Raw genomic sequence first — 24,944 nt, forward strand, 5'->3', positions numbered from 1 at the left:
TCGGCGGCTGATGATCGAATGGCGCGTCAACTCGCATGTTCGTTTCGGCTCGGCAACTTCCGTGTCCGGCACTCCACGCCGCTGGTCCCGGCGACATAAACGGCATCGATCTCGCTTACGAACAAGCCATGCCCGAGTATCCCCGGAACGGCCGAAAGAGCGGCGGCCAATGCCGCCGCGTCCTCAATGGGTCCGAACGAAGCATCGAGGATCGGGTTGCCTCCGTCCGTCGCGATCGGCGCACCGGCGGCATCCGTGCGCAGCACGGCCGCGCCGCCCAGCTCCGCGATCGCCCGGGCGACAAACGCGCGCGCCAGCGGCAGCACCTCCAGCGGCACCGGACGCGCGCCCAGTTGCTCCACCGGCTTGGACGCATCGGCGATCGCCACCATCCGGCGCGCCGCCGCCGCGATCACCTTTTCGCGCAGCATCGCGCCGCCGGCACCTTTGATCGCGTGGCACCAGGGGTCGATCTCGTCCACCCCGTCGATGGCAAGGTCCAGAGCGGCGACCTCCCCCATGTCGATCACGCGGATGCCCGCCGCCGCCGCCGCCGCCGCGGTCCGCTCGGAGGTGGCGACGGCAGTGATCGCCAGGCCGTCACGCACCCGCCTGCCCAACGCCTCGATCGCGAACGCGGCCGTGCTGCCGGTGCCAAGGCCCACCACCATGCCGTCAGCCACCTCGGCCACCGCCGCTCCTGCCGCGGCCCGCTTCTGGTCCTCGGCCGCCATGTTCATTCCATCAGGGCGAGGAGATCGGCGACGGGAATGGTCGCAAAGGACGTGAAATTGTCCGCCACGCCGTAAGGCAGGAGCAGCACGTCCTCGAACACCAGCCCGCCGCAGCTATAGACGACATTGGGCACATAGCCGGCGCGCTCCTCCGGGCTTGGCCGCAGGATCGGCTTCGGCGTGCGCGCCAGCACCTTGCTGGGGTCCGCCTTGTCCAGCAGGCAGGCGCCGAGACAATAATTGCGCACCATGCCCACGCCATGGGTGAGCACCAGCCAGCCCTCGTCGATCTCGATCGGCGATCCGCAATTACCCATCTGGATGAACTCCCAAGGGAAGCGCGGCGACACCAGCTTGGCGGCATCGTTCCATTCGGTGAGGCTGTCCGACTGGAGCAGCCAGATGCTCTCGTTGTCCTGGCGCCCGAGCATCGTGTACTGGCCGTTCACGCGGCGCGGAAACAGGGCCGTGCCCTTCGTTTCGGCGATCACCCCGTGCATGGAGCGCATGAGGAATCGGTTGAAGCTTTCCGCCTGCAACAGCTCGGACCGCGTCGCCGAGCCGCTAAACGCGGTGTAGGTGCCGAGATACCGGACGCTGCCGTCCTCTTCCGTGAAGTTGACGAGGCGCACGTCCTCGATGCCCTGCTTCTGGCTGGGCGCCACGGGGAACAGCACGGTTTCGGACAGTTCCTGGCTGTCGTCGCACACCAGCCAGAAGGAATCCTCCTTGTCGTCGTCGTCCAGCGCGAGCACCTGCGGCGGCACGGCGCGGTCGCTCAGCGGATCGATCTCCACCTCGCCCGTCGGCCCCCAGGTGCCCGAGCGGAAGGTAACGGAGGAAACATGCCCCTCGCCGATCCCGCGCAGGGACATGGCGAAGCGGATGCGCCCCTCGGGCAGCCCGCTCTGGTCGATATGCGCGACGATGCTCGGATTGAACAGGGCCGCGGCCTCGAACGAATATTCCTCGCATAGATAGGCGCCGATCAGCATGGCGCAGCTGTCCGACGTGGTCCCGTCTCCCAGCAGCGGCAGCACTTCCTCGTATCGTCGCTTCAGCAGCGCCTCGACATTGCGGTGACGTTCGGAAAGGCCGGCGATCACCGCGTCGAGCTGCGATCGCGACTGCGCCTCGGACAGCGAGCGCACGCGTTCGGCGATGCGGCGGACGCGCGGCGTTTCGGAGGCAAAGGCGGCGGGGTCGCCGGGCACGAACGGTCGGATCACCGTGCGTGAGGGATCGGGCCGCAGCGACACGGCGGAATGCTTCAACGTTGATGCCACGTTTGTACCCCGACAAGCCTGCTTGAGTCCGGCATCATAATCGCTGACCGCCGCCAACGTTCCCCTTCCGTAACGGCGCGGCGTCCCTATCTGCCCGTGCGATCCCAGCAGGAGAATGCGCGTGAGCCAGTCCGCCGATTACCAGCCGCCCGAGGTCTGGACCCCCAAGGAAGGCAATGGCGGCGCCTTTGCCAACATCAACCGGCCGGTCGCGGGCGCCACCCACGACAGGGATCTGCCGGTCGGGCGCCACCCGTTCCAGCTCCATTCGCTCGCGACGCCCAACGGGGTGAAGGTCACCATCCTGCTCGAGGAGCTGCTCGCCGCCGGGCACGAGGGCGCCGAATATGATGCCTGGCCGATCCGCATCGGCGAGGGCGAACAGTTCGGGTCGGGCTTCGTCTCCATCAACCCGAACAGCAAGATTCCCGCCCTGCTCGACCGCGGCACCAGCCCGCCGACGCGCGTGTTCGAGTCGGGCGCGATCCTGGTCTATCTGGCGGAGAAGTTCGGCGCCTTCCTGCCGACCGATCCCGCAGCGCGGGCGGAATGCCTGTCCTGGCTGTTCTGGCAGATGGGCTCCGCGCCCTTTGTCGGCGGCGGCTTCGGCCATTTCTACGCCTATGCGCCGGTGAAGATCGAATATGCGATCGACCGCTACGCCATGGAAACCAAGCGCCAGCTCGACGTGCTCGACCGGCAACTGGCCGATCACGAGTTCGTCGCCGGTGCTCAGTACACCATTGCCGACATGGCGATCTGGCCCTGGTACGGGCAGCTCGTCCTGGGCCAGCTCTACAATGCGGCGACCTTCCTGTCCGTGCAGGAATACACCAACGTGCGCCGCTGGGCCGAGCAGGTCGCGGCGCGGCCGGCGGTGCAGCGCGGGCGCATGGTCAACCGCCTGTTCGGCGATCCGGCGGAGCAGCTCCACGAGCGCCACGACGCCGGCGATTTCGACACGCGCACGCAGGACAAGCTGGGCTAGCGGCCGCTGCCACCAACCGCCGGTTCGCGCGTTTGGGCGGCATGCGTATCCTGCTTGCCGCCCTGGCCCTTTCCGCGCCCCTCCTGTCCGGCTGTGCCGCCACCGCCGCGGATGTCGCGCGCGACCGGCAACGCGCCGCATCCGCCGAGGAGCGGCTGTCGCGCGAGCTGGCCGGGCTGACCCGCGGCGAGGCGCGCAGCTGCCTTCCCTACACCCGCACCAACCAGACGCGCGGCTATGGCGACGCCATCGTCTATGTCGTCAGCCCGCGCCTGAAATATGTGACGCGGGCGCCGGGCTGCGAGGCCCTTGCAGGGGGCGATACGTTGGTTACGGTGCAGACTGCCGGTCAGTTGTGCCGGGGTGACAGTGCTCGCACGATCCATGCCGTCAGCCGCCTGCCCACGGGCGTGTGCTCGCTGGGTGATTTCACGGAGTATCGCAAATGAAGGCGCTTCTTGCTCTTCTGCCCCTGCTCGCAACGGCCGCCGCCGACGATCCGCTGGCGGGCCTGACGCCCGGCCAGCCGGTCAACTGCATTCCTGCCACCAACGTCCTGTCACCCGAGATCCTCGGGCCAACCAGCATCCTCTACCGCCAGTCGCAGAACCGCACCTGGCAGGTGGCGCCGCAGCGCACCTGCTCGCCGCTCAACGTGCGCAGCCGCCTCGTGGTGCGGCCGTCGCGCGATCGCTATCTGTGCAGCGGCGACAAGTTCTACGTCTTCACGCGCGACAGCCACCTGCCCAGCGCGACGTGCAGCTTCGGTGCGTTCACCCCCTACGAGCGCCCGGCATAGCCTCGATCCCGTCAGCCCGGCCGTGTCCCCGCGCTGGCGGGAACCCAGAGCCACAGGCGTCGCCGCTCGTGGCTCCGGACTCCCGTGTTCGCGGGGGTACGGGAGCCCCAGCCCGAGGCTCCGATCAGAGCACGTAGCGCGACAGGTCGGTGTTGCGCACCACGCCGGCCAGCTGCTTGTCGACATAGGCCGCATCGACCACCAGGGTCTCGCCGCGCCGGTCCTCCGCCTCGAAGCTGATTTCCTCCAGCAGCTTCTCCATCACCGTCTGCAAGCGGCGGGCGCCAATATTCTCGATCTCGCCGTTCACCTGCGCGGCGAGCCGCGCCACCGCGCGGATGCCCTCGCCGGTGAAGTCCACCGTCACGCCCTCGGTGGCGATCAGCGCCTGATACTGCGCCGGCAGCGAGGCCTTGGTGTCGGACAGGATGGAAACGAAGTCCTCCTCCGTCAGCCCCTTCAGCTCGACGCGGATCGGCAACCGGCCCTGCAGTTCGGGCAACAGGTCGCTCGGCTTGGCCACGTGGAACGCGCCGGAGGCGATGAACAGCACATGGTCCGTCTTCATCGGCCCGTATTTGGTCGCCACCGTGGTGCCCTCGATCAGCGGCAGCAGGTCGCGCTGCACGCCCTCACGGCTGACGGAGCCGCCGCGCACGTCGGACACCGCGATCTTGTCGATCTCGTCCAGGAACACGATGCCGTTCGCCTCGGCATCGGCCAGCGCCACGCGCGCGACATCCTCCTGGTCGAGCCGCTTGTCGGCTTCCTCCTCGACCAGCTTGGCCCAGGCCGCCGGCACGGTGAGCTTGCGCCGCTTCAGCTGCTGCGCGCCGCCGAACGCCTTGCCCATCATTTCCGACAGGTTGATCATCTGCGGCGCGCCGCCGGGAATCTCGAACGGCATGGAGGGCGCGGCCTCCACCTCGATCTCGATCTCGATCTCGGTGCCGTCCAGATGCCCGTCGCGGAAGCGCTGGCGGAACGCCTCGCGCGTGGCCTGGCTCGAGTCCTTGCCGGTCAGCGCATCGAGCAGGCGGTTCATCGCCGCCTCCTCCGCCTTGTCCTTCACCGCGGCGCGGCGGCGCTCCTTTTCCAGCCGGATCGCTTCCTCCACGAGGTCGCGCGCGATCTGCTCCACGTCGCGCCCGACATAGCCGACCTCGGTGAACTTGGTCGCCTCCACCTTCACGAACGGCGCGTCGGCCAGCTTGGCGAGGCGCCGGCTGATCTCGGTCTTGCCGCAGCCGGTCGGCCCGATCATCAGGATGTTCTTGGGCGTCACCTCGTCGCGCAGGTCCGCGCCGAGCCGCTGCCGCCGCCACCGGTTGCGCAGGGCGACGGCCACCGCCTTCTTGGCATCGGTCTGGCCGATGATGTGCGCGTCCAGCGCCTGGACGATCGCCTTGGGGGTCAGTTGGTCGTTCATGTTCTTCTCTGAAAAGGAGCGGTCGGGAGGAGGCAGGCTCAGGCCGCGTCCAGCCCCTCGATCGTCAGCCGATCGTTGGTGTAGACGCATACCTCCGCCGCGATCGCCATGGCCTTGCGGCAGATCGTCTCGGCATCGGCCTCGTAATCGGCCAGCGCGCGGGCCGCGGCGAGCGCATAGTTCCCGCCCGAACCGATTGCCGCGATCCCGGCCTCGGGCTCCAGCACGTCGCCATTGCCGGTCAGGATCAGGGTCACGTCCTTGTCGGCGACGATCATCATCGCCTCCAGGTTGCGCAGATACTTGTCGGTGCGCCAGTCCTTGGCCAGTTCCACCGCGGCACGCAGCAGCTGCCCCTGATGCGCCTCCAGCTTGCGCTCCAGCCGCTCGAACAGGGTGAAGGCATCCGCGGTCGCACCGGCGAACCCGCCGATCACCGAGCCGTCCCCCAGCCGCCGGACCTTGCGGGCATTGGGCTTCATCACCGTCTGGCCCATGGAAACCTGCCCGTCGCCGGCGATGATGACGCGGCCGTTTCTGCGCACGGACAGGATCGTCGTTCCGTGCCAAGTCATGTCGTTGCTCATGGCCGCGATGTAGGCAGCCGGAACGCGGGCGCAACGTCTTCCCGCTTGCACGACCGCACCCACGTGATAGCCTCCCCTTCGAGAAGCGCCTCCAGGCGCTCGGACAGGAGAGACGCCATGGCCCTGTTTTCGGCCGAAATGTCCGCCCCGGTGACGCGATGATCGCGGCGCTTCTTGCGCTCGCCGCCGCGCAGGCCGCGGTGCCGGCCGATCCCGCCACCCCTTCCGACGACATCGTCGTGCTCGCCCGCAAGCTCACCCAGGTGCGCTGGACCTATGCCGTGCGGACGGACGGCAGCGTGAAGCACTGCTCGGTGAAGCGGTCGAGCGGCGATACGGAAGTGGACGGGCTGGTGTGCGAGGCGACGCGGCAGTGCGGCGCGGAGTTCTCCGGCGCCGCCGCGCCGGTCACCGCCTGCCTTCGGCCCCGGGCGCTCGCGCTGGTGGAGCGGCTGAAGGAACGTCGCTCGGCAACTGGCCCCGAAACGGTGCTCGCCGCACGCTGAACGACCTCCGGCTTCAACGTTCCGTCAACCTGGCCCGCGCTAGAGTGGCACGGTGAGCTCCCAGCCCTCCTCCCAGTTCGCCCGCCCGCGTGTCGACGCGCGTGCCCTGCTCGGCCTCTACGACCCTAAGGACGCGACGGATTGGGGGCCGATCCGCGCGGCGCAGTTGCAGGCGGGCGGGCAGCTCGCCCTGTTCCTGATGGCCGCCAACGTGATCGGCGCGGCGCTGGTCGTCATGATTCTCGCCGGCAGCGCGCCGCTATGGGCGCTGGCGGCCTGGGGCGCCACGGTGGCGGCCGTCGCTGCCGCCGTCACCTTCCGCCGGTTGGAGGCGCGCACCGGCACGGAACGCACCGCCAGCGTTCGCCAGATCCGCGACACCGTGCTGGAAGGGATCGGGCTTGGCGCCATCTGGTCGGTGCCGCCACTGGCGTTCGGGGCGGCGGCGGGGCCGGGCGTCGGGTTCGGCCTGTGGATGGTGCTCACCACGCTGATGCTCGCCTCCGGGGTGGCGACGGCGGCGCTGCCGCTGGCGACGCTCAGCTTCATGCTCGTGCTCGGGCTGTCGGCCGCGACGATGCTGGTGTTCGTCGCCGGCCCCGTTGTCGCCGCGGCCGCCTTGCTGATGACCGGCTTTCTGATGATCGGCACGTTCACCCGCGCCCGCGCGCTGGTGGTCGGCCGCATCCAGGAGATCGCGCTGGCGGAGCGCGACGAAACGGTGAGCCTGCTGTTGCGCGAGTTCGAGGAGCACGAAGCCGACTGGCTGTGGGAAACCGATGCGAATCGCCGCGTGGTGCGCGCCTCCGCGCGCTTCGCCCGCGCGGTGGGGCTGGATCTGGTCACGATCAACAACATGCCGTTTCTTCAGGTGCTGGCCGGGCCGACCTGGGAAGCGGGCAATTTCTCCGCCGGGCTCCGCCTGCTGGCCGAGAAGCTGAAGACACGCGAAGCGTTTCGCGACCTGCGCCTCCCGGTGATCGTGGACGGCGAGGAGCGCTGGTGGGAGATCGCGGCCAGCCCGCGACACGACGATCGCGGCGCGTTTATCGGCTTTCGCGGCGTGGGCTCCGACGTGACGGAGCAGCGCAAGTCCGCCGACAAGATCAACCGCATGGCCCGGTTCGACACGCTCACCGGCCTGCCCAACCGGCTCTACATCAACGAGGCGCTGGCGCAGGCGATGTCGGAGGCCGATAAATGGGGCTCGCGCTGCGGGTTCATGATGATCGACCTCGATCGCTTCAAGGCGGTGAACGACACGCTGGGCCACCCGATCGGCGACCGCCTGCTGTCGCGCGTCTCCGAACGCCTGCAGCAGCTCGTTACGGACAACGAGACGATCGGGCGCCTGGGCGGGGACGAGTTCGCCGTGGTCATGCGCGACGCCAGCGACACGATGCAGGTGCAGCGGCTGGCACAGTCGATCATCGACCAGCTTTCGCGCCCGTACGAGCTTGACCAGCACACGCTGTATATCGGCGCCTCGGTCGGCGTGGCGGTGGGGCCGCGCGACGGGCGCACGTCCGACGCGCTGATCCGCTCGGCCGACCTGGCGCTGTACCGTTCCAAGGATGCCGGCGGCGGCGTGTTCCATGCCTATGAGCCGCAGCTCCACGTCCAGGCGGAGGAGCGCCGCGTGCTGGAAATGGCGCTGCGCCAGGCCTTGGCCAAAGGCGAGTTGCACCTGAACTACCAGCCGGTGGTAGAAACCACGACAGGCTCGCTGAGCGGTTTCGAGGCGCTGCTGCGCTGGACGCATCCGGAGCATGGCGCGATCTCGCCGGCCAAGTTCGTGCCGCTGGCGGAGGAAGCGCGGCTGATCGCGCCGATCGGCGAATGGGTGCTGCGCACCGCCTGCAAGGAGGCGGCGCGCTGGGACATGCCGGTGCGCGTGGCGGTGAACGTCTCGCCGGAACAGCTGCATTCGCCCAATTTCGTGACGGTGGTGGCGCAGGCGCTGGCGCAGAGCGGGCTGCCCGCCAGCCGGCTGGAGCTGGAAGTCACCGAAAGCGTGTTCCTGCGCGAGGGAACGGGCGCGCTCACGGTGCTGGAGAAGATCCTCGACCTCGGCGTGCGGCTCAGCCTCGACGATTTCGGCACCGGCTATTCCTCCCTCGGGTACCTCTCGCGCACCCGCTTTTCCTCCATCAAGATCGACCGCAGCTTCGTGCAGGGCGCGTCCAGGGGCGTGAAGGAATGCATTGCGATCATTCGCGCGGTGGTCGCGCTGGCCCAGTCGCTCGGCATGGCCACCACCGCCGAGGGCGTGGAAACGGAGGCCGAGCTCGGCCTGATCCAAGAACTGGGCTGCAGCAAGGTGCAGGGCTATTATTTCGGCCGCCCGCTGCCGGTGGAGGAAGCGCGCACGGTGGCCAGCCATGCCCGCCGCTCGGCGCAGGCCGCGTGACGCACCGGCGCGTGTTCCCGCTTGCCGGCGGGCGCGCGTCACGCTAAAGCCCGCGGCCGCACAGGGGTGTAGCTCAGTTGGTTAGAGCGTCGGTCTCCAAAACCGAAGGCCCTCGGTTCGAGTCCGAGCTCCCCTGCCACTTTCCGCCAGATCAGTTCTTCGCGGCGGCCGCGAAATAGGCCTTCACCGCGCGCGTGCCGTGGCCGACCTGGTCGATGGCGGCCTGCAACTGTGCCCGGTCGACGCCGAACTTCTTGGTCCAGTACGCCACCTCGTGCGCCTGTGACAGGGCGATATGCGCCGCATCCCGCGCGCCGCGCACCGCCGGATTGTCCGACCGCGCCGCCTTGCGCTTGCGCGGGGCAGCGGCGCCGATCCCTTCCCGTCTGCCGCCGACTTGCGCCCGCCGGAGGCTTTCGCGGTCCCTTTCGCAGCATTGCCCTTGCGACCGCCGCGTGCGCCCCGCCCGGCGCTTTCGCGGCCGCGGGCGCTCAGCAACGCGGCGACGCCTGCACCGGCGGCCACCAGCGCCGCCACGCCGAGCACCACGCCGAAGGTCCGCTTGTCCCCGGCCGCGCCCTTGCCAGCGCCCTTGCTCTCGACCTTCACGGGAGCCGGGGACTTGGCGTGCGGCGCTTCCTTCAACGGAAAGGGCGACTGGTTGCCCTGCGGGACGGGTGGCTCATGGCTCATGATTGTCTCCTCGATGGAAGCGCCGGCGTCGCCGCACCGGCTTCGGCACGCTTCTGAAACGAGTTGCCGGCGGCCACGTTCCGCCGCCTGCGGCCGTGCCCCCGGCACCCGGCTTGCAATGCGCCGCCGCTCCCGCTATCTCCGGCGCCAATCCGACATCGAGAATGGGTTGAGCCGCTTCGCAGAGCGGGCAGCGGACCCGTGCCCGGTAGTTGGCGACCATTCGTGAAGGCGAGCAACGTGGCGAAGACGACCCCGACCGAGTTCATCCGTCAGGTACAGGCCGAAACCAAGAAGGTCGTGTGGCCGACCTGGAAGGAAACCTGGATGACGGCGGTGATGGTCACCATCATGACCACCATCCTGGCGCTGTTCTTCCTGCTGGTCGATTCGGCGTTCGAGGCGCTCGTCCAGTTCCTGCTGTCGCTGGCCAAGTAAAAGAGAGACGCGAAGACAATGGCGCGCTGGTACATCATTCACGCTTATTCCGGCTTCGAGGGCAAGGTCCGCGACGCGATCATGGCGGAGGCGACCCGCCTGGGCCTGGAGCAGCTCGTCGAGCAGATCGAGGTGCCCACCGAGACCGTGACCGAGGCGCGCCGCGGCAAGAAGATCTCGGTCGAGCGCAAGTTCATGCCGGGCTATGTGCTCGCCAAGCTGAGCATGAACGACGACGTCTACCACCTCGTCAAGAACACGCCCAAGGTGACCGGCTTCCTGGGCGCGATGGGCAAGCCGCAGGCGATCAGCGAGGCGGAGGCCGCGCGCATGCTCCAGTCCAAGGAGGAAACCGCCGCGGCGCCCAAGACCAAGGTCAAGGTCGATTACGAGATCGGCGACTCGGTCAAGGTGCTGGACGGTCCGTTCGCCAGCTTCAACGGCCTGGTGGAGGAGCTGGACTTCGACAAGTCGAAGGTGAAGGTCTCCGTGTCCATCTTCGGTCGCGCGACGCCGGTCGAGCTGGATTTCGAGCAGGTCGAGCGCTCGAAGTAAGCCTTCGGCTTACTTCGCAAGCGAAGCGACGCGAGCGCAAAGCGAAACCGGCCGGCCGGTCGCCCATGCGACCCGACCGACGACGCGGCTTTGCCGCGGCGGCTCGCCAGTCTGTTCTTCGACTTCGCTCGGGACGAACGGACGGAGGCGAGAGCGGTCTCGCCCTCACGGCACCGCCACCGGCTGCTGCATCACGCGCGGATACGCCCGCAGCGCCGCGCGCGCGAGCCCCGGCGCCAGCACGCCCGGTGTGTCGCCGGCACTGCCTTCCGCCTTCACCGACACGGCCTCGCCGCGCCATACATTCCGGGTACTGCCGCGCGGGGAAATCTCGATCACCAGTTCGGTGACGAACAGCGTGCGCAGCGCCTTCTTGCCGGTGGGCAACGCCACCTGCACGCCGCCGCCCCAGTTCCCCAGCGCCGCCGTCGGCCCGCTCCTGCCGACCGGGCCGGTGACGATGCCCCTGGGCGTCCGGATCAAGGTCATCCGCGCGACATACCTGCCCTGCCCGTGCGGCAGCGCCAGGAAGCCGTTTTCCAGCAGCGCGGCCGACACCGCCTCGGCAAAGGCCTCCCGCGTGTCCGGCGGGGCGGCGGCGGCCGGCAGCGGCTCCACCGTGATCGTTCCATGCCCTTCCTGCGCATGCGCCGGCAGCGCCAGCGCAAGCGCGCACATCACCCCGGTTCCCACCCACGCCCGCATGTTCTTGCCTCCCGCGCGCTCATCGGCTATGCGCGCCGGCTTCCAACGCCCGAAACGATGGAAAGACGCGGGAGAACCCTCGGGTTCGTCCGAACCGCTAAACTTGAACCGGTTGTGCCCTTAGCCGGGTATGGCCGCAACAGAGTGAGTTGCAATGGCAAAGAAGATCACAGGCTATATCAAGCTGCAGGTGCCCGCGGGCGCCGCCAACCCGTCGCCGCCGATCGGCCCTGCTCTGGGTCAGCGCGGCGTGAACATCATGGAATTCTGCAAGGCGTTCAACGCGTCGACCGGCGACCTGGAGAAGGGCTCGCCCATCCCCACCGTCATCACCGTCTATGCCGACCGTTCGTTCTCGTTCGAGACGAAGACGCCGCCGGCCACCTTCCTCATCAAGAAGGCGGTGAACCTGAAGTCGGGTTCCAAGGAGCCGGGCAAGACCTCGGCCGGAACCATCAAGCGCTCGCAGCTGTCGGAAATCGCGCAGGTCAAGATGAAGGACCTGAACGCCAACGACATCGACGCGGCAACGAAGATCATCGAAGGCTCCGCTCGCGCGATGGGCCTCCAGGTTGTGGAGGGCTGATCCGATGGCCAAGCTGACCAAGAAGCAGAAGAACCTCGCCACCGCGGTTGACCGCGAGAAGCTGTACGGCGTGTCGGAGGCGATCAGCCTTGCCAAGGCGAACGCGACCTCCAAGTTCGACGAGACCATCGAGGTTGCGCTGAACCTGGGCGTCGATCCACGCCACGCCGACCAGATGGTCCGCGGCGTCGTCACCCTGCCCAAGGGCACCGGCAAGACGGTGCGCGTGGGCGTGTTCGCCAAGGGCGCCAAGGCCGACGAGGCCCGCGCGGCGGGTGCCGACGTGGTCGGTGCCGAGGACCTGATGGAGACGATCCAGGGCGGCACGATCGATTTCGACCGCTGCATCGCGACGCCGGACATGATGGGCGTCGTCGGTCGGCTGGGCAAGGTGCTGGGTCCCAAGGGCCTGATGCCGAACCCCAAGCTCGGCACCGTGACGATGAATGTCGCCGAGGCGGTGAAGGCGGCCAAGGGCGGCCAGATCGAATATCGCGTCGAGAAGGCGGGCATCATCCACGCCGGCATCGGCAAGGCGAGCTTCGGCGCCGAGGACCTGCGCGCGAACTTCGACGCGCTGGTCGACGCGGTGGTCAAGGCCAAGCCGTCGGGCGCCAAGGGCAAGTATGTCCGCAAGGTCGCCGTGTCGTCCACGATGGGCGCCGGCATCAAGGTGGACACCGCCGAGGTCGCCGGAGCCTAACGGCTCCGCGCCCGCGCGAAGCGAGGGCGCGGACCGAGGCCGGCCAGCGCGGCTCGGGGCCGCGTCTGACGTCACGGGGTTCAGCCCCGTGACGGCCGCCAAGCACAAGAGGCCGGGGGAGCGATCCTCCGGCCTTTTTGCACACCTGATCCAAAGCTCCGCGCAGTTCGCCGCCGCGAACGCGAAGATGTCGTCGCCAGCGTGGCGACTTGCCAAGGCAGCGCCGCTCGTTAAGCCTCTTGCGACTTGCAGGGGGAGCACCATGGTTTCGGCAATCGTCGCATTGATCCTGGCCACAGCCACGCAGCAGGCCGACGCCAGGCCTCCCGCCCCGGCCCCTTCCGCGACGAACGCGCCTTCCGACGAGCAGCGTATCGCCCAATCCGCCAGTCTCGGCCGCTTGCTCTACACCTTCGATCGCGCGGCCTGGGTCAGCTCGGACGCGTTGACGGACACCGTTCCCAAGGATCGATTGACCGGCATCGGCGGCTATGTCGTCGAGCCATCGGATGCCCAGACGTTGCGGGTCACCTATTATCGCGGGTCCGCCGCCGCCGCCCAGGCCTTTTTCGTGGCCGAGGTGCGGGAAGGCAAGGTCGTGCGCAAGGAATTGCTGGCCACGCCCGTGGCGCTGACGGCGGCGCAGGTGAGGCTCGCGCGGGCACGAGAGGTGGCGGCGGACCGAGCCCGCGAGCGCTCGTACAAGCCATGCACTCCGGTGCCCTTCAACACCGTCGTCCTGCCGTCGCGCGACGACGGCCCCGTCGCGGTCTACCTCCTGTCGGCGCAGCAGGATGCGAAAACCTATCCGATGGGCGGAAACTATCGCGTCATCGTGGGTCCGGACGGAAAAGTGCTCGCGTCCCGCCCGTACAGCGTGAGCTGCCTCAACCTGACGGTGCCGCAGCTACCGGCAGGGGCAAAGCCGGTCGGGTTCATGGTCAATCACCTTCTCGACCCGGTGCCCACCGAATTGCACGTCCTTGCCTCCTACCATCTGCGCATGCCCGTGTTCGTGACCACGCCCGACAAGCGCAGCTGGCAGGTTCAGGGGAGCAGTATCCGGCAGGCCGCACCGAAATGATGGGTGCACACCTGTTGCGCACCTGCGCCGGCTACTGACCTGTCCGGCTCTGCTGACCGAGCCTACCGCCGCAACCGCGACGCCAGCAGCAGCCCCGCCCCCAGCTGCACCAGCCCATAAGCCCGCCGCCGCCCCGGCCGGCCGCCGAACGGCTTCACCAGCGCGTCCACGGCCTTCACCTCGGACCGCCACAGGCCGACATGCCGTTCGGGTTGCGTGATTCCCAGCAGCCCGTCGCCGATCATGAACAACGCCGCCATCTCCGCCGCGCGGCGAATGCCGATCGCCGCCCCGCTCTCGTTCGTGTCGCTCATCGCCGTTCCTCCACTGCCTCGATCAATGCCGCCCCAAAGCGCGCGGGGTCCTCGACCTGCGGCGCGTGGCCGAGTCCGGCGAGCCGCACCAGCCGCCCTTGGCGGAACGCCCGCGCCGCGCTCTCCGCCGCCTCCGGCACGGCGCGCACGTGCGCCCCTGCCGCTGCGGTGTTGCCGCGGAACGCCGTTTTGTCCTCCTGCCCGATCAGCAGCGTCACAGGCTGTCGCACCCGCGCCAGCTCGGCGGCGACCGGCTGCGTCTCGATCATCTCCGACAGCCGCGCCTGCGCCTCGCGCACCACGCCGCCATCCCCGCCCGCATATTGCCCGGCGAGCATCTGCACCCAGCGGTCGTAGGCCGGGCGCCAGGCCCCGTGATAATAGTTCTTCAGCTGATAGCCCCTGATCGTCGCCGCACTGGTCTTCGCCTCCTCGGCGCGGAGCTGCGCGAGACCGGCATAGGGCACGCCTTCGGCCAGCGTGTCGTTGAGGCCGAGCGGGTTGACCAGTGCGAGGCTCCGCACCTCCGCCGGCCAGAGCAGCGCATAGCGGATCGCCAGCACGCCGCCGGTGGAATGGCCGATCAGGGTCACCGGCCCGGCCCCCGCCTGGTGCAGCAGCTGCCGGGTGAGGCTCGCCAGCGCGGCGAAGCTGTACTGGAAGCCCGCCGGCTTGGACGACTTGCAGAACCCGACCTGGTCGGGCGCGATCACCCGGTAGCCGCGCGCGGCCAGCGCCCGCGCCGTTTCCTCCCAGGTCACCGCGCAGAAATTCTTGCCGTGCAGCAGCACCAGGGTGCGGCCGTTGGCGCGGCCCTGCGGTGCAAAGTCGAGATAGGCCATGCGCAGGCCGTCGGCTTCGAACCAGCGAAGCTCCGGCGGGTAGGCGAAGCGCTCGAGATTGGCACCGAGCGGGATCGTCTGCGCGGCGGCTGGCGTGGCCAACAGCGCCGCGACTCCGAACGCCACCCCGGCCCCTCCGACGAAGCGCAGGACAGGCCCGTGCGGGGGTCCACGCCGCCGCCTACTCGAACGCCGGCGCGCTTGCGGGCCGGTGAATGGCGGAAAGGGTCCGGCAGGACGGGGAAAGGAGAACCAGCGCATCCGCCCCCAACGAAACAGGACCGGGGATCGCTCCCCGGCCCTGCTCCGTGACGAAGATCAAGCAGCTCAGACGCCGACGATGCCGCCGTCCGTGCGCGTGATGACGATGGTCGCCGAGCGCGGCCGGTTGGAGCCGGTGGTGGCGCCCGTCTGGGTGTAGGGCCAGCTGCTGGTGATGTTGGCCGGACCGCCATTTTCACCGGGGTGCTGGATGTTCACGAACAGCGAGCGGCCGTCCGGCGTCGAATGGATGCCGGTGATCTCGCATTCCTTCGGGCCGACCAGGAAGCGCTTCAGCTTGGCGCCCGGCGCCGCGCCGACACGGGTCTGCACCGTGCTGCGCGTGGTGGTGTTGGCCGGGGTGGTCAGGGTGTTGTTGATGGTGCGCGTGCCGCCGTCTCCCACCGTGCCCGGGATGGAGGCGAGCAGCATGCAGTTCGTCACGTCGGTATAGGCGCCGTCGTCCGTCTCGATCCACATCAGCGGCGTGGCCTGGCCGGTGGTGTTGCTCGGCAGGCCGAACCACAGGCCGTCCGGCGACGAGAAGTCGTTGTCGGCGGTCAGGCCCGAGATGTTGATGTTGGTCGCATCCAGGTCGGAGCCCGAACCGAAGGCATAGATGTCCCAGGTGAAGGCGGTCGCCTCCGTGGTGTCGCCGGTCTCGCGCAGGCGGATGATGTGGCCGTTGGCGTTGCCGCGGGTGGCCTGCGAGCTCGTGGGCGGATCGGCGTTGACGACGTCGCCCTGCGGCAGCTTGGGATCGGTGTACGCACGCGGGTTCGGCGCGTCGGTGGTGGCCGGCGTGCGCGAGCTGTTGTTGGTCAGCGTGCAGTACATCTCGCCGGTCACCGGGTTCACCGCGGTCCATTCCGGGCGGTCCATGCGGGTCGCGCCCAGGATGTCGGCGGCGAGGCGCGCGTTGATGAGCACGTCGGCCTGATCGGCGAACGGATAGACGCTGCTGCCGGACGTCAGGCCGTTCTGGCCGAACACCAGCGGCAGCCACTGGCCCGAGCCGTCGGCATTCAGCTTCGCCACGTAGAGCGTGCCCGCGTCGAGATACTTGTCGCCCACGGCCAGGCGATCGGTGCGCGTCGCATCGGCGGCGACCCACGGCGTGTTCGACACGAACTTGTAGATATATTCGTTCTGCGCGTCGTCGCCCATGTAGAAGGCCGGGCGGACGCCGGCGACCATGCGGCCGTTCTGGCAGCCTTCATGGTTCATGCGGCCCAGCGCGGTGCGCTTGCGCGGGGTGGAGGCGGGATCGAACGGGTCGATCTCGACCACCCAGCCATACTGGAAGATCTCGTTGCGGAAATCCTGCGTGCCGTCGGCCGCGCCGGTGGCGGAGGCGGTGATGTTCCACTTGGCGAAGCGGGTGTCGGTGGCGTTGCTCGGCGTCACGGTGGTCCAGAAGTAATTGCCACCCGGGCTTCCCGAAGTTCCCGTGAGCGCAACTTCGGAGCGGCCGTAGCGGGCGAGCGAGACGTTCTGCTTGGCCAAGCCGTTCGCGGTGCGCACCGCGGCATCACCGGTGTTGCGACGGAAATAGCCTACCCAGTTTTCTTCGTTCGTCAGGTAGGTGTTCCACGGCATGGTGCCGTTGGCGCAGTTGTTGATCGTGCCGCGGCCGTCGGTGCCGGCGGGCGAGTAGACGGTGCGCAGCTGTGCATTGCCGCGCACCGGGCCGTTGAAGGTCATCGGCGTGTTCGGCGTGAAGCGGCGGTTGAGCGCGGAAGTCGGGTTGTACGCCCAGGTGCCGTTGGTGCGCGTGATCTCGATCACCGAGACGCCGTGGCACTCGATCTCCTTGAGCGCTTCCGCTTCCGGGCGGGCAGTGCTGCCGCCGGTGGGGCCGTTGGGGTGCAGATAGCTCTGGTTGATGTTCTCGTGGTTGAGCACGAGGAGACCGCGCGTGCTGCTGGACGGGTCCGGCGTGTTGGCGCTGGCGGCGAGGCCGAAATAGCTCATGCCGTCGTGATGGTCGCCGGCGCGCTGCGCGAAATTGGTGTCGCTGCCGTTGTTGGCAAAGGCGGCGACGCCCTGCGCGATCGGATCGCCGAGGCGATACAGCACGGTGACGTTGTAGCCGGTCGGCACGGTCACCACGTCGGCCAGGTTCTTGGCGACGGCGGTGAAGGCGAGCACGGCCGGGCTGACGTTGACGGTGGTCGAGGCGTTGCCAGTGCCCACATCCCCGTTGCTGGTATAGGTGAACACCAGCGCAGTGGCGGTGCTGACCGCCGGCGCGGTGAAGGTGACGACGCCGGGCGTCGTGCTGGTCAGGGTGACGGTCGGGCCGCTGGTCTGCGTCCAGGTGCCGCCGCCGGCATTGCCGTTGACCGACGCGTTCAGCGTGACCGGCTGGCCGGAGCTTGCCGCCGTGGTGCCGCCCACGGTGACCGACGCCACCGGCGGCGTGTTGTCATCCGAATCGTCGCCGCAGGCCGCCAGCAGCGAGCTGCCGAACACTGCCGTCGCCGCCGCGGAAACGCCGCCGCGCAGCGTCTGCCGGCGCGAATAGCGGCTGGCGATCAGGTCGTTGAGATGCGGCGAGTTGTTCGACCGGTTGGTGTCGATGTCGCCATCATCGTACATGGTGATGTCCGTCATTGGTGCTGTTCCCCCGAATGGCGACGGCCGTTGCGGCCTCCCGCGCTCCCGAGCCGCAATGATCCCTGCGAGCGACACTACGGTTGCGGACCCGTGTCGCGGGGATGACAGGATGATGAAGCTTTTCTGAAACCGGCGGAGCGCCTTGACTCCACCTCCGATTCCGCTACAGCCCCGCGCTTGCCGGAGCGGTTCGCCGCGTGCCGGCATCCGTCCGAGACAGCAGGTGGCCGGGATTTGCCCGTCCTTAATGCCCTGCCTAGACGGGGACAGGAATCATCCGATCGCTTGCGGTTTTCACCGCAACCGGTCCTGCCGCGCTTCCTCGTGGCATGCCCTTCCCCTTCACTGGACACCCGGCACGGGTATTTCGCACGTGCCGGATCGCAACCGGGCCTGCCGTTCGCGGCGGGCTCAGAACGTGGAGAATGGCATGGATCGTGCTCAAAAGGCCGAGGCCGTTGCCGAGCTGAACGCTAATTTCGCCCAGGTCGGCGTGGTGGTCGTCACCCGCAACCTCGGCATGACCGTTGCCCAGTCGACCCGGCTGCGCAACGCGATGCGGGACGCCGGCGCGACCTACAAGGTCTCGAAGAACAAGCTTGCCAAGATCGCGCTCGACGGCACCGACTATACCTCGCTGGGCGACATGCTCACCGGGCCGGTCGGTCTCGCCACTTCCATCGATCCGGTCGCGGCTGCCAAGGTGGCCGTGGACTTCGCCAAGACGACCGACAAGTTCGAGATCGTCGGCGGCGCGATGGGCGCGACTTCTCTCGACGTTGCCGGCGTGAACGCGCTCGCCACCCTGCCCTCGCTGGATGAACTCCGGGCGAAGATCGTGGGCCTCATCGTGGCACCCGCCACGAAGCTCGCGACCATCACCCAGGCTCCCGCGGCGCAGATCGCGCGCGTGCTGTCGGCCTATGCCGAGAAGGAAGCTGCCTGACCTTTGTCGGGCGCTTGGACGCATCTTTTGACGAACACCGGGGCTAAGCCTCGATTTACACACGAAGGAAGTACACATGGCAGACCTGAACGCGCTGGTTGACCAGCTGAGCGAACTGACCGTCCTCGAGGCCGCCGAGCTCTCGAAGCTGCTCGAAGAGAAGTGGGGCGTGTCCGCCGCCGCTGCCGTTGCGGCTCCTGCCGCTGGTGGCGCCGGTGCCGCTGCTCCCGCCGCTGAAGAGAAGACCGAGTTCGACGTGATCCTCACCGGCGACGGTGGCAAGAAGATCAACGTCATCAAGGAAGTCCGCGCGATCACCTCGCTCGGCCTGACCGAAGCCAAGGCCCTCGTCGAGGGCGCGCCGAAGGCCGTCAAGGAAGGCGTGTCCAAGGACGAGGCCGAGAAGATCAAGAAGCAGCTGGAAGAAGCCGGCGCGACCGTCGAGGTCAAGTAAGCCGCAGTGCGCGCCGGGCTGGCACGCCAGCCCGACGACGCACAAGGCCGGCCGGCAGTGCCAGGGCACTGTCCGACGTCATGGGACTTGCTCCCATGACGGCCGCTTGAAGAAAGGGGCGACGCCATCACCGGCGCCGCCCCTTTTCTTTTGCTCCGATCCTACCTGGCTTGGGGAGGGGGCCAGCCGCAAGGCTGGTGGAGGGGCGCCTCCGCAGCCAGCACCCGTATGTGGGTTCAAGCGAACCGGCACCGCGCGCCGCGACGCCCCTCCACCACTGGCCCCTCCCCTTCCTCAGGAGGAGAATAGCCCTATCGCGGCACCGGATATTCCCGCGCCACCACCCCTTCGTACATCCGCACCTCGTCCAGCCGGAAGGCGCCGAGCTTCTGTTCTTCGCCCCGGTCGCGGCCGATCACCCACACGGCCGCGGCGCGCGCGTCCGCGCCGCCGGCGACATAGGCGATGTTGAGCGCGATCAGCGGCACGAACATGGGCCGCTCCGCCGAACCGATCGCGGACACCGCCTCGCGGGGCAGCAGCGCCATGCCGTCCAGCACCGCCTCCCCGCCCGCCCCGAGGTCGAACGGCGCCACCGACACGCGCTCCAGCGCGGCGCCGAACAGGGCGGCGAGCTGCGCGTCCTGCACCCGGTTGGCGGTGAGCAGCCGGATATCCACCTGCACCCGTTCCGCACCGCCCTCGCCCGCGTTGCGCACGACGATGTGGTAATCCACGGCGGCGCTGGTGAGGTTCGTCCCGGCGCGGCGCGGCCTGAACTCGAAGGCAAGCCGCGGTGCCGGCGCGGCGGGGGCGCGGCGCTCCAGGCGCTGCGGTGCCGGGGCGGGCGCACGCTCCACCAGCTCCAGCGCGTCCTCTGCGACCGGCGGCGGGGATGCCTCCGCCTCCGCCGGGGCGATCGGAGCGGCAGCGAAGTCGTCGCCCGCCGTCTCCGCGCCGGTCCGCCGCCGCCGCAACCACCACCAGCCCCCGGCGAGCAGCAGCACGATCAGGCCCCCGCCCAGGGCCATACCGCCCCAGCCAGTGCCGGGCTCCGCGTCCTGCACCTCCACCGGGATGCCGGGCAACGGTGCTGGCAGCGGGGTTACGCTCTCCATCGGGGCAGGCGCCTCCTGCGGCACCGGCGTCGGCGTGGCGCTCGCCGCTGCGCGCGGCGTTTGCGTCGGCGACGGCGTCGGCGACGGCGTGGAGGTCGGCCGCGGCGACGGCGTGGCGCTTGCCCGCGGCGTCGGCGTGGCGCGCGGCGTGGGGCTCGACGACAGAACCGGCGCCGGCGTTGGAGTTGCCGTCGGCCCCGGCGCGGGCGCGGCCTGGCCGGGCAGGCTGAAATTCTCCGGGATCGGCACGATCACCGGCGCCGACTGGTTCTGCGCGGCCGCCGGGCCGGCGAGCATGGGGGCGGCCAGCAACGCGGCCGCAGGAATCACACGATGTCTCATCGCCCCGCCTGTTGCCGCAAACCGCGCCACAAATCGACCGGGTTTGACAAGCGCCGCCCGGCTTTCTATATCCCCGCCTCCACCAGAGCTTTCGGGAAAGGACGCGCCGTCGCGCAGCGTGTCGATCGGATGGAAGGCCCTGGTTCCACAAGGACGCCGAAGCTGCCGTAACCCGCATGGGTGACGAGCGGCCTTTTGGTGTCTCTGGCGTGCCCCGCCCGGAGGTTTCCGGACAAGGTTTCTACTGCTGAGAGGCACTTACCCCCATGGCAACCAAGGCGATCGACGCAGGCACCGGCCGCTCGACAAAGGGCGGCAGCACCGCCAAGCGGCGCATCCGCAAGGTGTTCGGCGACATCCACGAAGTGGTGCAGATGCCGAACCTGATCGAGGTGCAGCGCGAGAGCTACGAGCAGTTCCTGCGCTCCGATCCCTCGATCGGCTATGTTTCGGGCCTGGAGAAGACGCTGCGCAGCGTGTTCCCGATCCGCGACTTCGCCGGCACCGCCGAGCTGGACTTCGTGAACTACGAGCTGGAGCCGCCGAAGTTCGACGTCGAGGAATGCCGCCAGCGGGGCATCACCTATGCCGCGCCGATGCGCGTCACGCTGCGCCTCATCGTGTTCGAGGTGGATCCCGATACGGAAGCCCGCTCCGTGCTCGATATCAAGGAGCAGGACGTCTACATGGGCGACATGCCGCTGATGACGGAGAACGGCACGTTCTTCATCAACGGCACCGAGCGCGTGATCGTCAGCCAGATGCACCGCTCGCCGGGCGTGCTGTTCGACCATGACCGCGGCAAGACGCACGCGTCGGGCAAGTATCTCTTCGCCGCCCGCGTGATCCCGTACCGCGGCAGCTGGCTGGACTTCGAGTTCGACGCCAAGGACATCGTCAACGTCCGTATCGACCGCAAGCGCAAGCTGCCGGTCACGGCGTTGCTGTATGCGCTGGGCCTCAACTCCGAGGAAATCCTCAATCACTTCTACAACCGCATCACCTATGTGCGCGGCTCTGGCGGCTGGCAGATCCCGTTCGCGGCCGAGAACTGGCGCGGCCAGAAGCCGTCGTTCGACATCGTCGATGCGAAGTCGGGCGAGGTGGTGTTCCCCGCCGGCCAGAAGATCAGCCCGCGCGCGGCCAACAAGGCGGCCAAGGACGGCCTCACCGACCTGCTGATCCCGACCGAGGAAATCTTCGGCCGCTATTCGGCCTACGACCTCATCAACGAGCAGACCGGCGAGATCTATGTCGAGGCCGGTGACGAGATCGGCCAGGAGAACCTGGAGAAGCTGGACCAGGCCGGCATCGACCGGGTCGAGCTGCTCGACATCGACCATGTCTCGACCGGTCCGTGGATCCGCAACACGCTGAAGGCGGACAAGGCCGAGGAGCGCGAGCAGGCGCTGTCGGACATCTACCGCGTGATGCGTCCCGGCGAGCCGCCGACGCTGGAAACCGCGGAGTCGCTGTTCGCCGGCCTGTTCTTCGATCCGGACCGCTACGACCTGTCGGCGGTGGGCCGCGTGAAGCTCAACATGCGCCTCGACCTCGACGCCGAGGACACCGTGACGACCTTGCGCACCGAGGACATCCTGGCGGTCGTGAAGACGCTGGTCGACCTGAAGGACGGCAAGGGCGAGATCGACGACATCGACAATCTCGGCAACCGCCGGGTGCGCTCGGTGGGCGAGCTTCTGGAGAACCAGTACCGCGTCGGCCTGCTGCGCATGGAGCGCGCGGTGAAGGAGCGCATGAGCTCGGTGGACGTGTCCACCGTCATGCCGAACGACCTCATCAACGCGAAGCCGGCGGTCGCCGCGGTGCGCGAGTTCTTCGGCTCGTCGCAGCTGTCGCAGTTCATGGACCAGACCAACCCGCTCTCCGAAGTGACGCACAAGCGTCGCGTCTCGGCGCTCGGGCCGGGCGGCCTCACGCGTGAGCGTGCGGGCTTCGAGGTTCGCGACGTTCACCCGACGCATTACGGCCGCATCTGCCCGATCGAAACGCCGGAAGGCCCGAACATCGGCCTCATCAACTCGCTGTCGACCTTCGCCCGCGTCAACAAGTACGGCTTCATCGAGACGCCGTACCGCAAGGTGAATGCCGGCCAGGTGACGGACGAGGTCGTGTACCTCTCCGCCATGGAGGAGCAGAAGCACACCGTCGCGCAGGCATCGGCCGAGGTGGACGGCGAAGGCCGGTTCACCGAGGATCTCGTCTCGGCCCGTCAGGCCGGCGAGTTCCTGATGGCGCTGCCCGAGACGATCACGCTGATGGACGTGTCGCCCAAGCAGCTCGTCTCCGTCGCCGCCTCGCTCATCCCGTTCCTGGAGAACGATGACGCGAACCGCGCGCTGATGGGCTCGAACATGCAGCGTCAGGCCGTGCCGCTGGTCAAGGCCGAGGCGCCGTTCGTCGGCACCGGCATGGAAGAGACGGTGGCGCGCGATTCGGGCGCCGCGATCTCGGCCAAGCGCGCCGGCATCGTCGATCAGGTGGACGCCAGCCGCATCGTGGTGCGCGCAACCGGCGAGATCGACGCGGGCAAGTCGGGCGTGGACATCTACACGCTGATGAAGTTCGAGCGTTCGAACCAGTCGACCTGCATCAACCAGCGCCCGCTGGTGAAGGTGGGCGACGTGGTGTCGGCCGGCGACGTCATCGCCGATGGCCCCTCGACCGAGTTCGGCGAGTTGGCGCTCGGCCGCAACGCGCTCGTCGCGTTCATGCCGTGGAACGGCTACAACTACGAGGACTCCATCCTCATCTCCGAACGGATCGTGAAGGACGACGTGTTCACGTCGATCCATATCGACGAGTTCGAGGTGATGGCCCGCGACACCAAGCTCGGGCCGGAGGACATCACCCGCGACATCCCGAACGTCGGCGAGGAAGCGCTGCGCAACCTCGACGAGGCGGGCATTGTCTATGTCGGTGCCGAGGTCGAGCCGGGCGACATCCTGGTCGGCAAGATCACGCCGAAGGGCGAGTCGCCGATGACGCCGGAGGAAAAGCTCCTCCGCGCCATCTTCGGCGAAAAGGCCTCGGACGTGCGCGACACGTCCTTGCGCCTGCCGCCGGGCGTTGCCGGCACGATCGTGGACGTGCGCGTCTTCAATCGTCACGGTATCGACAAGGACGAGCGCGCGCTGGCGATCGAGCGCGAGGAGATCGAGCGGCTGAAGAAGGACTCGGACGACGAGCGCCTGATCCTCAACCGTGCGACCTGGTCCCGCCTGCGCGAGATGCTGCTCGGCCAGACCGCCACGGCGGTGCCGAAGGGCCTCAAGAAGGGCGCGGTTATCGACACCGAGATGCTCGAGTCCGTCGATCGTCACGAATGGTGGAAGTTCGCCGTCGCCGACGACAAGACCCAGAGCGATCTGGAGGCGGTCAAGGCGCAGTATGACGAGGCGGCCAAGCTGATCCGCGAGAAGTTCGAGGATCGGCGCGAGAAGCTGGAGCGCGGCGACGAGCTGCCGCCGGGCGTGCTCAAGATGGTCAAGGTGTTCGTGGCGGTGAAGCGCAAGCTGCAGCCGGGCGACAAGATGGCCGGCCGTCACGGCAACAAGGGCGTGATCTCCCGCATCCTGCCGCAGGAGGACATGCCGTTCCTGGCCGACGGTACGCCGGTCGATCTCGTGCTGAACCCGCTGGGCGTGCCGAGCCGCATGAACGTCGGCCAGATCTTCGAGACGCATCTCGGCTGGGCGGCGCGCAACCTCGGCATGCAGGTGGCCTCCGCGCTCGAAGAGTGGCGCGAGGCCAATCCGGACGCGCAGGCGGGCGAAATGCCCGATGCGGTGAAGGAGCGGCTGAAGGCGATCTACGGCGACCATTATGCCGACGAGATCGACGCGCGGAAGCCGGAGCAGATCGTGGAGCTGATCCAGAACGTGCGCACCGGCGTGCCCATGGGCACCCCCGTGTTCGACGGCGCGCGCGAGAAGGACGTGTCGGAGATGCTGGAGCTGGCGGGCCTCGACCCGTCGGGCCAGTCGGACCTGTTCGACGGCCGCACCGGCGACCGGTTCGACCGCAAGGTGACGGTGGGCATCATCTACATGCTCAAGCTGCACCACCTAGTGGACGACAAGATCCACGCGCGTTCGATCGGGCCGTACTCGCTCGTCACCCAGCAGCCGCTGGGCGGCAAGGCGCAGTTCGGTGGCCAGCGCTTCGGCGAGATGGAGGTCTGGGCCCTGCAGGCGTACGGCGCTGCCTACACCTTGCAGGAGATGCTGACGGTGAAGTCCGACGACGTGGTCGGCCGCACCAAGGTCTACGAGGCGATCGTCAAGGGCGACGACACGTTCGAGGCCGGCATCCCGGAGAGCTTCAACGTGCTCGTCAAGGAAATGCGCTCGCTGGGCCTCAACGTCGATCTCGCCAATGCCGAGGAAGACGGCGACGGCCTGGCCGAGGCGGCGGAGTAACAAACACGCCGTTCGTCTCGAGTAGCCTTCGAGCGCAGTCGAGAAGGCGTGTCGAGAGATCGTGGGGAGCGCCCTCCCCAGTCTCTCGATACGGGCTCTCGAC

Annotated in this window: 23 protein-coding genes and 1 tRNA gene; 14 read left to right on the top strand and 10 right to left on the bottom strand. The window is 68.4% G+C overall.

Translation table 11 applies throughout. The features are described 5' to 3' along the window. Positions 1-26: 26 nt before the first annotated feature. Positions 27-734: a ribose-5-phosphate isomerase RpiA gene (gene rpiA, locus DVW87_RS05360; RefSeq protein WP_239017761.1), complete on the bottom strand. Its 708-nt coding sequence runs from the start codon at positions 732-734 to the stop codon at positions 27-29. A 2-nt stretch (positions 735-736) separates the two neighbouring features. Next, complete coding sequence (locus tag DVW87_RS05365; RefSeq protein WP_114686668.1) at positions 737-2,020, bottom strand: glycoside hydrolase family 130 protein; 1,284 nt, start codon at positions 2,018-2,020, stop codon at positions 737-739. Positions 2,021-2,141: 121 nt separating this feature from the next. On the opposite strand from DVW87_RS05365, the gene yghU reads away from it, so the two are divergent. From yghU to DVW87_RS05380, 3 genes are read left to right on the top strand one after another with little or no spacing between them, the layout of a single operon-like run. Continuing rightward, the gene (gene yghU, locus DVW87_RS05370; RefSeq protein ID WP_114687086.1) at positions 2,142-3,008 is read left to right on the top strand and encodes a glutathione-dependent disulfide-bond oxidoreductase; all 867 of its coding nucleotides are present in this window, start codon (positions 2,142-2,144) and stop codon (positions 3,006-3,008) included. A gap of 41 nt (positions 3,009-3,049) precedes the next feature. Continuing rightward, positions 3,050-3,457, top strand: a complete 408-nt coding sequence (locus tag DVW87_RS05375) for a hypothetical protein (RefSeq protein WP_114686669.1) — start codon at positions 3,050-3,052, stop codon at positions 3,455-3,457. Then, positions 3,454-3,807, top strand: a complete 354-nt coding sequence (locus DVW87_RS05380; protein WP_114686670.1) for a hypothetical protein — start codon at positions 3,454-3,456, stop codon at positions 3,805-3,807. The genes DVW87_RS05375 and DVW87_RS05380 overlap by 4 nt, the downstream gene beginning before the upstream one ends. Positions 3,808-3,931: 124 nt before the next feature. Here the strand turns inward: DVW87_RS05380 and hslU are convergent, their stop codons facing one another. Next, positions 3,932-5,236, bottom strand: coding sequence for an ATP-dependent protease ATPase subunit HslU (hslU, locus tag DVW87_RS05385; protein ID WP_114686671.1), 1,305 nt, complete (start codon positions 5,234-5,236; stop codon positions 3,932-3,934). Between the two features lie 38 nt (positions 5,237-5,274). Continuing rightward, positions 5,275-5,823: an ATP-dependent protease subunit HslV gene (hslV, locus tag DVW87_RS05390; RefSeq protein WP_114686672.1), complete on the bottom strand. Its 549-nt coding sequence runs from the start codon at positions 5,821-5,823 to the stop codon at positions 5,275-5,277. 158 nt (positions 5,824-5,981) lie between these two features. On the opposite strand from hslV, the gene DVW87_RS05395 reads away from it, so the two are divergent. From DVW87_RS05395 to DVW87_RS05405, 3 genes are all read left to right on the top strand, one after another. Beyond that, positions 5,982-6,329 (top strand): hypothetical protein, encoded by a 348-nt coding sequence (locus tag DVW87_RS05395; protein ID WP_114686673.1) that lies wholly within the window; start codon positions 5,982-5,984, stop codon positions 6,327-6,329. 52 nt (positions 6,330-6,381) lie between these two features. Then, entirely contained in the window at positions 6,382-8,739 is a 2,358-nt protein-coding gene (locus DVW87_RS05400; protein WP_114686674.1) for a putative bifunctional diguanylate cyclase/phosphodiesterase, read from the top strand. 62 nt (positions 8,740-8,801) lie between these two features. Then, positions 8,802-8,878 (top strand) — tRNA-Trp (locus DVW87_RS05405). A 12-nt stretch (positions 8,879-8,890) separates the two neighbouring features. Here the strand turns inward: DVW87_RS05405 and DVW87_RS05410 are convergent. Further along, the gene (locus tag DVW87_RS05410) at positions 8,891-9,061 is read right to left on the bottom strand and encodes a DUF3606 domain-containing protein (protein WP_220149786.1); all 171 of its coding nucleotides are present in this window, start codon (positions 9,059-9,061) and stop codon (positions 8,891-8,893) included. 611 nt (positions 9,062-9,672) lie between these two features. On the opposite strand from DVW87_RS05410, the gene secE reads away from it, so the two are divergent. Together secE and nusG are read left to right on the top strand one after the other, a co-directional pair. Next, positions 9,673-9,870, top strand: a complete 198-nt coding sequence (secE, locus tag DVW87_RS05415) for a preprotein translocase subunit SecE (RefSeq protein ID WP_114687087.1) — start codon at positions 9,673-9,675, stop codon at positions 9,868-9,870. Between the two features lie 18 nt (positions 9,871-9,888). Continuing rightward, positions 9,889-10,425 carry a transcription termination/antitermination protein NusG gene (gene nusG, locus DVW87_RS05420; RefSeq protein ID WP_114686676.1) on the top strand — a complete coding sequence of 179 codons (537 nt, stop codon included), beginning with the start codon at positions 9,889-9,891 and terminating at the stop codon, positions 10,423-10,425. A gap of 165 nt (positions 10,426-10,590) precedes the next feature. On the opposite strand, the gene DVW87_RS05425 is transcribed toward nusG, so the two are convergent. Further along, entirely contained in the window at positions 10,591-11,130 is a 540-nt protein-coding gene (locus DVW87_RS05425) for a hypothetical protein (RefSeq protein ID WP_147276218.1), read from the bottom strand. 154 nt (positions 11,131-11,284) lie between these two features. Between DVW87_RS05425 and rplK the strand changes: the two genes are divergently transcribed. The 3 genes from rplK to DVW87_RS05440 all read left to right on the top strand — a co-directional run bounded on the left by rplK (position 11,285) and on the right by DVW87_RS05440 (position 13,503). Continuing rightward, positions 11,285-11,716: a 50S ribosomal protein L11 gene (gene rplK, locus DVW87_RS05430; RefSeq protein WP_114686678.1), complete on the top strand. Its 432-nt coding sequence runs from the start codon at positions 11,285-11,287 to the stop codon at positions 11,714-11,716. A 4-nt stretch (positions 11,717-11,720) separates the two neighbouring features. Next, positions 11,721-12,419 (top strand): 50S ribosomal protein L1, encoded by a 699-nt coding sequence (gene rplA, locus DVW87_RS05435; protein WP_114686679.1) that lies wholly within the window; start codon positions 11,721-11,723, stop codon positions 12,417-12,419. 283 nt (positions 12,420-12,702) lie between these two features. Continuing rightward, positions 12,703-13,503, top strand: a complete 801-nt coding sequence (locus DVW87_RS05440) for a hypothetical protein (RefSeq protein ID WP_147276219.1) — start codon at positions 12,703-12,705, stop codon at positions 13,501-13,503. Positions 13,504-13,565: 62 nt separating this feature from the next. Here the strand turns inward: DVW87_RS05440 and DVW87_RS05445 are convergent, their stop codons facing one another. The 3 genes from DVW87_RS05445 to DVW87_RS05455 form a co-directional block, all read right to left on the bottom strand. Continuing rightward, complete coding sequence (locus DVW87_RS05445) at positions 13,566-13,817, bottom strand: hypothetical protein (RefSeq protein WP_114686681.1); 252 nt, start codon at positions 13,815-13,817, stop codon at positions 13,566-13,568. Further along, the gene (locus DVW87_RS05450; RefSeq protein ID WP_239017762.1) at positions 13,814-14,785 is read right to left on the bottom strand and encodes an alpha/beta fold hydrolase; all 972 of its coding nucleotides are present in this window, start codon (positions 14,783-14,785) and stop codon (positions 13,814-13,816) included. The genes DVW87_RS05445 and DVW87_RS05450 overlap by 4 nt, the downstream gene beginning before the upstream one ends. Positions 14,786-14,986: 201 nt before the next feature. Beyond that, complete coding sequence (locus DVW87_RS05455) at positions 14,987-17,536, bottom strand: PhoX family protein (RefSeq protein WP_114686683.1); 2,550 nt, start codon at positions 17,534-17,536, stop codon at positions 14,987-14,989. 433 nt (positions 17,537-17,969) lie between these two features. On the opposite strand from DVW87_RS05455, the gene rplJ reads away from it, so the two are divergent. Next, positions 17,970-18,485 carry a 50S ribosomal protein L10 gene (rplJ, locus tag DVW87_RS05460; protein WP_114686684.1) on the top strand — a complete coding sequence of 172 codons (516 nt, stop codon included), beginning with the start codon at positions 17,970-17,972 and terminating at the stop codon, positions 18,483-18,485. A 76-nt stretch (positions 18,486-18,561) separates the two neighbouring features. Next, a complete protein-coding gene (gene rplL / locus DVW87_RS05465) occupies positions 18,562-18,939 on the top strand; it encodes a 50S ribosomal protein L7/L12 (protein ID WP_114686685.1) in 378 nt (125 codons plus the stop codon). A 311-nt stretch (positions 18,940-19,250) separates the two neighbouring features. On the opposite strand, the gene DVW87_RS05470 is transcribed toward rplL, so the two are convergent. Next, positions 19,251-20,399: a hypothetical protein gene (locus DVW87_RS05470; RefSeq protein WP_147276220.1), complete on the bottom strand. Its 1,149-nt coding sequence runs from the start codon at positions 20,397-20,399 to the stop codon at positions 19,251-19,253. Between the two features lie 266 nt (positions 20,400-20,665). Between DVW87_RS05470 and rpoB the strand changes: the two genes are divergently transcribed. Further along, positions 20,666-24,841 (top strand): DNA-directed RNA polymerase subunit beta, encoded by a 4,176-nt coding sequence (rpoB, locus tag DVW87_RS05475; RefSeq protein WP_114686687.1) that lies wholly within the window; start codon positions 20,666-20,668, stop codon positions 24,839-24,841. Positions 24,842-24,944 lie beyond the last annotated feature (103 nt).

Origin of the sequence: Sphingomonas aracearum (assembly GCF_003345355.1) — a bacterium.
GTDB classification, from domain to species: domain Bacteria; phylum Pseudomonadota; class Alphaproteobacteria; order Sphingomonadales; family Sphingomonadaceae; genus Sphingomonas; species Sphingomonas aracearum.

Excerpts from the sequence above, each read along its gene's own strand:
- rpiA (WP_239017761.1), bottom strand. The coding sequence starts at position 734 with ATGGCGGCCGAGGACCAGAAGCGGGCCGCGGCAGGAGCGGCGGTGGCC.
- DVW87_RS05375 (WP_114686669.1), top strand. The coding sequence starts at position 3,050 with ATGCGTATCCTGCTTGCCGCCCTGGCCCTTTCCGCGCCCCTCCTGTCC.
- DVW87_RS05380 (WP_114686670.1), top strand. The coding sequence starts at position 3,454 with ATGAAGGCGCTTCTTGCTCTTCTGCCCCTGCTCGCAACGGCCGCCGCC.
- hslU (WP_114686671.1), bottom strand. The coding sequence starts at position 5,236 with ATGAACGACCAACTGACCCCCAAGGCGATCGTCCAGGCGCTGGACGCG.
- hslV (WP_114686672.1), bottom strand. The coding sequence starts at position 5,823 with ATGAGCAACGACATGACTTGGCACGGAACGACGATCCTGTCCGTGCGC.
- DVW87_RS05395 (WP_114686673.1), top strand. The coding sequence starts at position 5,982 with ATGATCGCGGCGCTTCTTGCGCTCGCCGCCGCGCAGGCCGCGGTGCCG.
- nusG (WP_114686676.1), top strand. The coding sequence starts at position 9,889 with ATGGCGCGCTGGTACATCATTCACGCTTATTCCGGCTTCGAGGGCAAG.
- DVW87_RS05425 (WP_147276218.1), bottom strand. The coding sequence starts at position 11,130 with ATGCGGGCGTGGGTGGGAACCGGGGTGATGTGCGCGCTTGCGCTGGCG.
- rplK (WP_114686678.1), top strand. The coding sequence starts at position 11,285 with ATGGCAAAGAAGATCACAGGCTATATCAAGCTGCAGGTGCCCGCGGGC.
- rplA (WP_114686679.1), top strand. The coding sequence starts at position 11,721 with ATGGCCAAGCTGACCAAGAAGCAGAAGAACCTCGCCACCGCGGTTGAC.
- DVW87_RS05445 (WP_114686681.1), bottom strand. The coding sequence starts at position 13,817 with ATGAGCGACACGAACGAGAGCGGGGCGGCGATCGGCATTCGCCGCGCG.
- DVW87_RS05455 (WP_114686683.1), bottom strand. The coding sequence starts at position 17,536 with ATGACGGACATCACCATGTACGATGATGGCGACATCGACACCAACCGG.
- rplJ (WP_114686684.1), top strand. The coding sequence starts at position 17,970 with ATGGATCGTGCTCAAAAGGCCGAGGCCGTTGCCGAGCTGAACGCTAAT.
- rplL (WP_114686685.1), top strand. The coding sequence starts at position 18,562 with ATGGCAGACCTGAACGCGCTGGTTGACCAGCTGAGCGAACTGACCGTC.
- DVW87_RS05470 (WP_147276220.1), bottom strand. The coding sequence starts at position 20,399 with ATGAGACATCGTGTGATTCCTGCGGCCGCGTTGCTGGCCGCCCCCATG.
- rpoB (WP_114686687.1), top strand. The coding sequence starts at position 20,666 with ATGGCAACCAAGGCGATCGACGCAGGCACCGGCCGCTCGACAAAGGGC.